9 protein-coding genes and 1 pseudogene are annotated in these 10,428 nt (G+C 62.0%); 7 read left to right on the top strand and 3 right to left on the bottom strand.

Annotated features, from left to right (window positions below):
• The 3 genes and pseudogenes from ACLV8F_RS08855 to ACLV8F_RS08845 form a co-directional block, all read right to left on the bottom strand.
• Window positions 1–332 (bottom strand): annotated as a pseudogene (locus tag ACLV8F_RS08855) (two-component sensor histidine kinase); the annotation flags it as partial.
• Window positions 329–1,069: a response regulator gene (locus ACLV8F_RS08850; RefSeq protein ID WP_411883865.1), complete on the bottom strand. Its 741-nt coding sequence runs from the start codon at window positions 1,067–1,069 to the stop codon at window positions 329–331. The pseudogene ACLV8F_RS08855 and the gene ACLV8F_RS08850, both read right to left, overlap by 4 nt.
• A 63-nt stretch (window positions 1,070–1,132) precedes the next feature.
• Window positions 1,133–1,666 carry a thioredoxin family protein gene (locus ACLV8F_RS08845; protein ID WP_411883864.1) on the bottom strand — a complete coding sequence of 178 codons (534 nt, stop codon included), beginning with the start codon at window positions 1,664–1,666 and terminating at the stop codon, window positions 1,133–1,135.
• A 605-nt stretch (window positions 1,667–2,271) separates the two neighbouring features.
• Here ACLV8F_RS08845 and ACLV8F_RS08840 point away from each other — a divergent pair.
• The 7 genes from ACLV8F_RS08840 (at window position 2,272) to ACLV8F_RS08810 (ending at window position 10,388) form a co-directional block, all read left to right on the top strand.
• Complete coding sequence (locus ACLV8F_RS08840; protein ID WP_411883863.1) at window positions 2,272–2,748, top strand: hypothetical protein; 477 nt, start codon at window positions 2,272–2,274, stop codon at window positions 2,746–2,748.
• 414 nt (window positions 2,749–3,162) lie between these two features.
• Entirely contained in the window at window positions 3,163–4,098 is a 936-nt protein-coding gene (locus tag ACLV8F_RS08835) for a 4-hydroxyproline epimerase (RefSeq protein ID WP_411883862.1), read from the top strand.
• A gap of 231 nt (window positions 4,099–4,329) precedes the next feature.
• Window positions 4,330–4,830 (top strand): hypothetical protein, encoded by a 501-nt coding sequence (locus ACLV8F_RS08830; RefSeq protein WP_411883861.1) that lies wholly within the window; start codon window positions 4,330–4,332, stop codon window positions 4,828–4,830.
• Window positions 4,831–4,988: 158 nt separating this feature from the next.
• On the top strand, window positions 4,989–5,684 hold the full coding sequence (locus ACLV8F_RS08825; protein ID WP_411883860.1) for a Crp/Fnr family transcriptional regulator: 696 nt from the start codon (window positions 4,989–4,991) through the stop codon (window positions 5,682–5,684).
• 555 nt (window positions 5,685–6,239) lie between these two features.
• Window positions 6,240–8,426 carry a type I secretion system permease/ATPase gene (locus tag ACLV8F_RS08820; protein ID WP_411883859.1) on the top strand — a complete coding sequence of 729 codons (2,187 nt, stop codon included), beginning with the start codon at window positions 6,240–6,242 and terminating at the stop codon, window positions 8,424–8,426.
• A gap of 2 nt (window positions 8,427–8,428) precedes the next feature.
• Window positions 8,429–9,859 (top strand): HlyD family type I secretion periplasmic adaptor subunit, encoded by a 1,431-nt coding sequence (locus tag ACLV8F_RS08815; RefSeq protein ID WP_411883858.1) that lies wholly within the window; start codon window positions 8,429–8,431, stop codon window positions 9,857–9,859.
• A 352-nt stretch (window positions 9,860–10,211) separates the two neighbouring features.
• Window positions 10,212–10,388 (top strand): hypothetical protein, encoded by a 177-nt coding sequence (locus ACLV8F_RS08810; protein WP_411883857.1) that lies wholly within the window; start codon window positions 10,212–10,214, stop codon window positions 10,386–10,388.
• The last annotated feature ends 40 nt before the right edge of the window (window positions 10,389–10,428 follow it).

Raw genomic sequence — 10,428 nt, 5'->3', positions numbered from 1 at the left:
CGTGCGGCAATCTCGTTGTCGCTGCCTTGTTCGGTGATGCCGCCGTCCAGCTGGTAGCGATAGTTCTTGCGGTCTATCAAGGGCAGCCAGGCGGCGCGCTCGGCCGCCGGCACCCGGTCCAAGATGGCGACGGAGCTGGTGATGTCTTTTTCCAGGTTGTCCAGCATCAGGTCGCGGCCCACCAGGCCGCGTTCGTACATCACCAGCAGATACGACATGGCCTGCGCGGCGAGGATGCCCAGCAGCAGGATCAGCATCAGGCGGGCGAACAGGCTTTGCGGCCAGCGCGGCCATGCGCGCGATTGCGGATGCGGAGAGGGCACCGTTGTCATGCCGCGTCCGCCCGGCCCTGCACCGAGGCGCTGAACACATAGCCCTCGCTGCGCACCGTCTTGATATAACGCGGCTCGCGCGCGCCGTCGCCCAGGCGCTGGCGCAGGCGGCTGACCAGCAGGTCTATGGAGCGCTCGAACAATTCGGCGTCGCGGCCTTGCGTGAGGTTCAGCAGCTGGTCGCGGTTGAGCACGCGCTGCGGGTGATCCAGGAACACGCGCAGCAGGCGGTATTCGGCGCCGCTCAGCGGGACCAGCGTGCCGCTGGCGTCGAGCAGGTGGCGGCCCGTGGTGTCGAGTTGCCATTCACCGAAGCTCAGCATATGGGAGGGTTCTTCCACCTGCAGGTTAGGCGGCAGCATGCGGGTGCGGCGCAGCACCGAGCGTATGCGCGCCAGCAACTCGCGCGCCGCGAAAGGCTTGGCCAGGTAGTCGTCCGCGCCCATCTCCAGGCCCAGGATGCGGTCGGCTTCCTCGTTGCGCGCGGTCAGCATCAGGATGGGGATGTTCTTGAACTTGCCGGCGCGCAGGTCGCGGCACAAGGTCAGGCCGTCCTCGCCGGGCAGCATCAGGTCCAGCACGATCAGGTCCGCCGCCACGTCTTCCAGCGCGGCGCGCATGTGGCGGCCAGACTCCACCTTGGTGACGCGCAGGCCGTTTTTTTCCAGGTAGCTGCCCAGCAATTCCCGGATTTCGCGGTCGTCGTCAACGATGAGGATGTGGTCTGGCTGCTGCATGGCAAGGTCCTGGCGAAATTCGTGATCCCGGCATTTTGCGCTCTGGTTCGGGCGAAGAGCCTCTTATTGGGCTAGCAGCGCTTGAATCGTCTTTTCGGTCTCGGCGTAGCGGCCTTCACCGAAGTGGCTGTAAACGATCATCCCCTTCTTGTCGATCAGGTAGACGGCCGGCCAGTAGTTGTTGTTGAAGGCGCGCCAGATCGTGTAGCTGTTGTCCTGGGCCACGGCATGTTTGATGCCCAGGCGGGCTATGGCCGACTGCACGTTCTTCGTCGATTTTTCGTAGGCGAACTCAGGGGTGTGCACGCCGACGGTCACCAGGCCCTTGTCCTTGTACTTCTCATGCCAGGAATTCACGGAAGGCAGGTGGTTCAGGCAGTTGATGCAGGTGTAGGTCCAGAAATCGACCAGCACCACCTTGCCCTGCAGGTCGGCCATGCGCAGCGGCGCCGAGTTCAACCAGGTGTCTATGCCGGCGAACTCCGGCGCCACCGAAGACGCGCGGCCCAGCGAAAAGAAGGCCGAGGCGTAGGGCGTTGCACAGGCGGCGGCTGTCGCGACGGCGGCGGTGGCCAGAAATTGACGGCGAGCGTTCATGGTCGGGTCCTTGGTGAAGTGGATGAAACCCGGCGCTGAAGGAAATCAGCAGCCGATGCAGGCATTGGAATGCCGCGAGGTATCACCCGTGTGTCTTGCCAGGGGCCGGTGCGTAAGGCCGGGTATCGCGGGGACGTGTGGATACAGTGGAATACAAAAAGGGTGCATTACCGGCGCGAAGAGGGCTGCCTGGTGTTGGAGGCACCGCTTCAAGCAATAAAAAAAGCCCCTGCAGCAGAGGTCACTGCAGGGGCTCGAACTGCCTGGAGGCAGCCTTGTCTGGGATGAGAACAAGGAACGCCAAAGCGTCTTGGGCATTGTAGGAATTGGGTCGGTGTAAACAAGCCAACAATGTTCTGCGCCGGACAATCAATGTCGGCAACAGGAATATTTTTTGCGGCTTTGCCCTGCGGTAATCGACCTGGACGCACACCGCGCGTAAATAAATCCCAGAAAATTCAGATTTCGAGCAAGGTTTGTCTGCAGGCATACAAAGTCCCCTTCCTTTTTGGGTGTTCTCTCTGACACTGTGATCCGGTTATCTGGAGCGGCTCGCCCGGATACCGAAACCTACGCCCAGCCTTGATGAGGGAGAGGACCCCACTATGAGTGCCAGAGACTCTTTCGCGATCCATGCCTTGTTCAAAGGCATTGGCGCCCGTGTTTTGCTAGCCGGGTTCAATGAACTGGAAGTTGACGTCCTTCGCAGCCGCCTGCAAATGGCGGCTCCTTTGACACCTGTTGCACGCGTGGACAGCACGACGTTGCCGGGCGCGCCTTCAGCGATCGAGGCGTTCAGACACCACCTCGTTTTTATCCGGCTGTGCGATCGGCATATGCACGCGGACTTTGCCGCCATGGATGATTTCCTGGCGCAGATGGCGGAGCTTCAGACGGCCGCCGTGATACCGGTCGCCAGCAGACGGGCCGCGGTGGATTTCTTCCGCCATCATCTTTCTTCCATCAGCCCGCTGTACCTCGGCGCGCATTTCGCGCAGGACGATCTCCTTCACATCCTGGATACCTACGGGTTTTCCAGGTCCACCGCGCGATCCCGCAGGATATCGAGCGTCCACGCCTGAGCATCGTATCGCGCAGCAGCAACGGCCTGCGGCTCGCCTCGAAGGTTTTGCCCGGCACGTCATCGGCGTCATCGGGATAGGCGGACACGGTTGCCTGGAGTCGTGACGGGCCATCGCCGCATTGCCGCATGGCGGGCGCCTGGCAACCATTCCTCGTCAAATTTCCTCCCCAGCGCAAAAAAGACGGCTTGGCAAGCGCTTTAATACCTATGATGCAAATTTTAATATCTAGTTAATATATTAATACTCAATTAACTTGCTTCTTCTGTTTCAAGAATTCGCATGGAATACGCTGTCGGCCAGGCCTTTTATCGCCGTTGCTATCTATGCGAGGCCCCGAGACTCGGTACCGTTCGCTGGCACTCCCCGCGGCCGGCGAAGTAAGCTAGTCAATGAACTCAACACGGAGCTTGCATGAAACGAATCAAGGTGGTCGACTCCCATACCGGCGGCGAACCAACGCGTCTGGTGGTGGATGGATTTCCCGACCTGGGCAACGGAAGCATGGCCGAGCGGCGTGCCTTGTTGGTGGGGCAGCACGACGACTGGCGGGCCGCCACCGTACTGGAGCCGCGCGGCAGCGACGTGATTGTGGGCGCACTCCTGTGCAAGCCGGTGGATCCGGCCAGCGCCGCCGGCGTGATCTTCTTCAACAACACCGGCTACCTGGGCATGTGCGGCCACGGCACCATCGGGCTGGTGGCGTCACTGGCGTACCTGGGACTGATTGCGCCTGGGGAGCATCGCATCGAAACGCCCGTCGGCACGGTCACTGCGACGCTGCATGCCGATGGCGCCGTGAGCGTGCGCAACGTGCCCGCCTGGCGGCATCTGCATCAAGTCGCCGTCGAGGTGCCGGGCCACGGCACGGTGCACGGCGATGTGGCCTGGGGCGGCAACTGGTTCTTTCTGGTGAATGCGCACGGTCAGCGCGTGGCGAGCGACAACCTGGATGTGTTGACCGCCTACAGCGTGTTGCTGCGCGAAGCACTGGCAGCCCAGGGCATTACCGGTGCCGGTGGCGCGGAGATCGACCACATTGAACTGTTCGCGAAGGATGATGAAGGCGCGGACAGCCGCAACTTCGTCCTGTGCCCCGGCAAGGCCTACGACCGTTCTCCCTGCGGCACCGGCACCAGCGCCAAGATCGCCTGCCTGGCCGCGGATGGCAAGCTTGCGCCCGGAGAGGTCTGGCGCCAGGCCAGCATCATCGGCAGCCGGTTCGAAGCCGGTTATGTCATGGAGGAGGGTCGGCTTATCCCGCATCTGCGCGGCCGGGCCCACATGAGCGCGGAGGCCACACTGCTGATTGAAGACGACGATCCGTTCGCGTGGGGTATCCGGCTGTGAACCAGCGACGGCGGCAGGCGGGTGTTTGGTGGTGACCGCTAACCCCGTCGAAGACCTTTGCCGCGAAGCTCTGGTTTACCCTGAGGCCGCTTCAAGGCGCGAAGTGCCTCGCCCTGTTGAAGAATGACTTCAGATGTGCACTTTCGAGAACCACTTCACGCGTAATCTTAAAAAGTCGTGGACATTGCCTTCCTGCGGACAATGTGGCCCCCCATTCTCTGCGGGCTGACTATGCTTGATTCATCGCGGTTTTCAGCGGTGGTTGCATGTGAACCCGGAGCGGGAGCATACAAGGGGGTATTAAAAATGATGTACTTTATTGAGCTCAGCCAATTTTCGGTCGAGGACTCTTCACTCGCCAAGGTGCTGAGGGATCAGATGGGATTGAGCAAAGGCAACGCCGTGCGTTGGGCCGAATGGCATGCCGCTGAGGCCGGCCCCGACTCCTGGCCCGATGTCACGCTCATCAATGCGGCGCGCCTGGATTGGAGGCAGCTCAAAGCGATTCTCGATCAATGCGCCGCTGAAACCGTTGTCCTCACGGGCCGCCATGAGTCGCTGTTTGCCTTGCCAACATTGTCCTGTGTGGCAGAACTGGACGACTTGCTGCAATTTATGCCGCCCCCGGGATTCCGTGCGGCACCGGGGTTGCCCACCCTGGTATCGGGATCCCAACGCCGGTTCGCACGGGAAGTCGACACGACACCCATGCCTCTCAATGCACGGCCGTAAAGCCACCATGCCTTGCGGACCAAGAACCATGAATGTATTTGCGGATTTCGCTTGACGCGAAAGGTACTTCCCCTATGTCCAGCGCATATATATACCAACTGCTAAAAGGGCTTGGGCTTGATGAGTCGTGCGTGCTCAAAACGCTACGGCGCGTCAAGATGACCGCCTACGATGCAGGCGAGGTGATCTGGCCCAAGGGTGGGCAGGTAGCGGCCTGGACCTACATCGTTTCCGGGTTGGTGGGTGCCAGCGTTCCTTTGCAGGAGGGCAGCTGTATCCACGTCAATGTCTACGGCCGCCGCACCTGGTTTGGCGAAGAGGCCCTGCTCAATCGATATCCGTCCTGCCTGGAGTACGTGTGTCTCACACCGGTGCGCGCCGTGAGCATACCGGCCGAAGACACCCTGGCGGCCTTTCATAGCGAGCCGGATTTTTCCCGCTACATCGCTCTGCTGATGGCGTGGCGGAGCCGGCAGAATTCCGAGATGATCGTGCTCATGAAACAAGGCAGCCCGCCTCTGCGGGTGGTCATGGGGCTGGCGCTGTTTGCCGAGGCCTTGAACTACAACTCGTCGCGCCCTCCCACCCATGGGCTTGAGGGCCCCTCTCTGGAAATTCCCGTCAAGCAGTCGGTCATCGCTTCCGTTTGTGGTGTTTCGCGGGGCGTTTTCTCCGAACTGGTGCAGCACCTCGCCGCGGCGGGCTGGCTGCGCGTGAACTATGCGACGCTGGAGCTTCGTTCTTCTGAAGCGTGGTTGCGCTTTTCGCGTACCCAGCGCCAGGCCCGAATGGGCGTCACCAAGCCTACCCTGGAAGAACTTCTATTGCTGATGGAAGAAGCCGCCAAGGTGTAGCGCCACGGGGGGCTACGTGCCGCCTCTCTTCCGGCCGGCCAAGACCTGACTTCCCGGAAGGCCCGCCACCGAAAGGCGGCTGCCGCGATTCTTTGCACCGGATCCGTGAGCCGCGCGCGACGGGCAGCGGTGCCGCGCTCACGGCAGGCGGCTTGAACCCTTCCGCCTTCAACGGTCTTTTCACGGCCAGCGCCTGGCCTTGCCCATTGGCGCCCAAGCACAAGCTGCTCTCCCGATTCCAACCTACGGGAATGGGCCTTGCCAACCGCTAATCGAATCAGGGTTCTCCATAAATCGTCCAAACATTGTCCTTAAGAAGACAATGCCGCGCTTCAAATTTTGCGGCCTTATTTATGCTCGACACCAAAGCGATGTACCACCAAGGAAGTAGCGATGTGGCGCAAAGCACCTGTTTGATTTCACCAGATACCACGGAAACCTGAAGACTGATTTCGGTTTGCGGCTGCTTTGTAAAAAGGTGCCCTGAATGTCGTTGCGCATTCGGCTTCTTTCTACTTTCAGCGGGCCGGCCGGTGATCACCAGAGCGGGCAGTCATGAATACTTTTACATCCATCCCGCCGTTGGGCGAATCGCACGCCGGGCCAGGCGCCGACACTGCGAATGCATCAGCACATGAACCCATTGACACGGGTCTGGCCTGCCTCGTGATGCTTTCCCAGTTCCATGCGGTGGCCGCCGATCCGGAAAAACTGAAGCACGAATTCAGCCAGGGCGGAATGCCCCTGGATGCCGTTGACATCCTCAATGCCGCCAAAAGCCTTGGGCTGGTGGCGGCACGCAGGCGCCCCTCGCCCGCCCGGCTGGCAATGGCGGCGCTGCCGGCCATCGCTATCGCCAAAGATAGCCGCTTCTTTATCATCGCGCGAGTCGACCAGGGCAAAGCACTGATTCAGGAGCCCGGCGCCTCGGGGCCGCAGATCGTGGACATGGCGGCGCTCCAGGAGCGCTGGTCCGGCGACCTGATCCAGATCACGTCCCGCGCCTCGCTGGCCGGCGACCTGGCCAAGTTCGATTTCAGCTGGTTTATTCCCGCTGTCGTCAAATACCGCCGCGCCTTGCTCGAGGTGTTGCTGGTCTCCTTCGTGCTCCAGTTCTTCATGCTTGTCACGCCGCTGTTTTTCCAGGTCGTGATGGACAAGGTGCTGGTACACAACGGCCTGACCACACTGCACGTCGTGTGCATAGGCCTGCTGGTCATCTCGGTGTTCGACGTCGTACTCACGGGCTTGCGCAGCTACGTCTTCGCCCACACCTCCAGCCGCATCGACGTGGAACTCGGCGCTCGGCTCTTTCGCCACCTGCTGAACCTGCCCATGGCCTACTTCACGGCCAGGCGCGTCGGTGATTCCGTCGCCCGCATCCGGGAGCTTGAAACCATACGGTCCTTCCTCACCGGTAACGCCATCACAGTGGTGCTGGACCTGCTGTTCTCCGTGGTCTTCCTCGCCGTGATGCTTTATTACAGCGTCTGGCTGACGCTGGTCGTGGTGGTTTCGCTGCCCTGCTATGCGCTGCTCTCGGTGCTGTTCACGCCCATCCTGCGGGCGCGCCTCAATGAGAAGTTCAACCGCGGCGCCGAAAACCAGGCCTTCCTGGTCGAAACCATAGGCGGCATAGACACCGTCAAGTCGATGGCGGTGCAGCCGCAATGGGCCCAAAAATGGGACAACCAGCTCGCCGCCTATGTTTCGGCCGGCTTTCGCACCGCCACCATCGGCACCCTGGCCAACAACGGCGTGTCACTGGTCAGCAAGCTGGTCACGGTGGCCACCATCTGGCTGGGCGCGCAACTGGTGGTGGAGGGCAAACTGTCCGTGGGGCAACTCATCGCCTTCAACATGCTCGCCGGTTACGTCGCGGCGCCGGTCATCCGCCTCGCGCAGCTGTGGACGGAATTCCAGCAGGTCGGCATCTCCATGCAGCGCCTGGGCGACATCCTCAATACCCGGCCCGAAATTGCCGGCAGCAAAAGCGCCATGCCCAGGATCGACGGTGCCATTGAATTCGACGCCGTGAGTTTTCGCTACCGGCCCGACGCGCCGCAGGTGCTGCGCGGCATCAGTTTCAGCGCGGCCGCCGGCGAAGTCATCGGCATCGTGGGCCGTTCAGGCTCGGGCAAAAGCACGCTGACCAAGCTGGTGCAGCGCATGTACATCCCCGACCAGGGGCGGGTGCTGATAGACGGTGTCGACCTCGCCACCACCGACGCCACCACGGTGCGCCGCCAGCTCGGTGTGGTGCTGCAGGAGAACATGCTGTTCAACCGCAGCATCCGCGACAACATCGCGCTGGCCAACACCGGGCTGTCCCTGGAGGCAGTCATTGAAGCCGCCAAGCTGGCCGGCGCCCATGAATTCATCATCGAGTTGCCCGAGGCCTACGACACCATGGTGGGCGAACATGGCGCCACCCTCTCGGGCGGCCAGCGCCAGCGTATTGCCATCGCGCGCGCGCTGATCAGCAACCCCCGCATCCTGATATTCGACGAGGCCACCAGCGCGCTGGACTACGAGTCCGAACGCATCCTCAAAGACAACATGCGCGCTATCTGCGCCGGGCGCACCGTGCTCATCATTGCCCACCGTCTCTCGACCGTCCGCGACGCCGACCGCATCATCGTGGTCGACAAGGGCCAGATCGTTGAGGAGGGGCCGCACCACGAGCTGGTGGCCCGGCCCAATGGGCAGTACGCGCATCTGCACCGCATGCAGGGGGTATGAGCATGAGTGCCTTCAAGCAACACCTCGGCGCGATTGGCGAACTCCTGCAGCGCTACAAAGCCGTCTTCGCGCTCGCCTGGAAAGACCGGCAACAATCCGACGCCCGCGGTTATAGCGCCGCCGAAGCCCAGTTCCTGCCCGCCGTGCTTGCCGTGCAAGAAACGCCGGTGCCCGCGGCGCCACGCGTCTTCATGTGGCTGCTCATCGTCTTTGCCGTGATAGCCGTTCTCTGGAGCGTGTTCGGGCGGATCGACATCGTCGCGGTCGCCAGCGGGAAAATCGTTCCCAGCGGCTACACCAAGGTCGTGCAGCCGCTCAGCGCCGCGGTGGTCAAGGCCATTCATGTGAAAGACGGGCAAACCGTCAAGGCCGGCGACCTGCTGGTGGAGCTCGACGCCAGCACCGAAACCGCCGACATCGAGCGTTCCCGCGCCGAACTCGAAGCCGCCTTGCTGCAGGCCGCGCGCTCCAGCGCCCTGCTCGACGCGATGGCCCACGGTACCGCTCCCGTCCTGCCGCCCATGCCCCAGGCTTCGGCCGGGCGTCTCGCTGAAGCAGCGCGCATGCTTGAAGGGCAATACAGCGAATACACCACCAAGCTGGCGCGCAGCGAGGCGGAGATCACCACCCGCCAGGCCGAACTGCGCGCCAGCCGCGAGCAGGTGGCCAAACTGCAGGCCACCTTGCCCATGATGCGACAGCGAGCCTCCGACCTCGATGGCCTTGCCAAAGATGGTTATGTCGCCAGGCACACGTTCCTGGAGCGCCAGCAAGCCTATCTTGAGCAGTCCGGCGAACTCTCGGTGCAGCGCGAGCGTGTGCAGCAACTGCAGGCCTCCGTCATGGAAAGCCGCCGCCAGAGCGAAGCCTTCAAGGCCGAGATCCGCCGCGCCACCCTTGACAGCCTCAAGGAGGGCCAGCAGCGCGCCGCCTCGCTCGAGCAGGAGTTGAGCAAGGCGCAATCACGCGACACCCTGACCCGCTTGCTGTCGCCGGTCGCCGGCACCGTGCAGCAGCTGGCGCTGCACACCGTCGGCGGCGTCGTCACGCCGGCCCAGCAATTGATGGTCGTTGTGCCCGGGGAACACCCGCTTGAAGTCGAGGCCATGCTCGAAAACAAGGACATCGGTTTTGTGCGCGCCGGCCAGGAAGTCGTTGTCAAGCTCGAAACCTTTCCCTACACCACCTATGGCGCCATTCCCGGCGTGGTGCTGGACGTCTCGCGCGACGCCATCGCCGACGAAAAGCGTGGTCTGCTCTACGCCGTGCGCGTGCAGCTGTCGCGCACCCGCATCGAGGTGGACGGTGCCGACGTGCCGCTCGGCTTCGGCATGGTGGCCCATGTCGAAATCAAGACTGGCAAACGCCGGGTGATTTCCTTCTTCCTTAGCCCGCTGGTGCAGGCCGCGCAGGAAGGTTTGCGCGAGCGCTAGAGGGCGGGGAGAGGCCTTGGCCGTTCCCCCGTTTCTTTCTTCCTGGCGAGGTCTGTGGCGTGCCCGTTTGGCAAACCCCGCTGCGCAGGGAGGGGGTTATCCCTCGATGCCTTTTACCCACAAGCGCGAGGGAAATTTCAAGAAGCCAACAAAGATTGTCATCGCGCGGACTATTACTTACATCTTCGTAACTGGCATCGATAAGCTGAAAACCAGCCCGACATTTTGTTTTTATTGGTTACTTGGTTTTAATTTAATGCACCAATTCTCATGACCTGTTTCACCCTCAGCAGCGTCCGCTTCTCAAGTCGAAATGCCTTGGGTCATTTGCCTTTTTAACGGGAGAACCTTGATGAAAAAGCTGGCCCCGGTAGCCACTCCCGACGATGCGTTCCACGCAACGCTGGCTAACGCGGCCATGGCGGCGACGCCTGAAAACGCCGCCCGCAACGCCGCCAATCCCGTCTGCATGTTCTGCGCTAGCGCGTCCACTGCCACCAAGGTGCGCCCGCTGTCAGCGGCGTACTGATTCAGTCGCCAACCTTGCCCGGTGCCCTCATGAAAAACCT

It is taken from the genome of Polaromonas sp. YR568 (assembly GCF_943369675.1).
Classification (GTDB): domain Bacteria; phylum Pseudomonadota; class Gammaproteobacteria; order Burkholderiales; family Burkholderiaceae_C; genus Polaromonas.
This window is presented reverse-complemented; position numbering and strand designations above follow the sequence as displayed.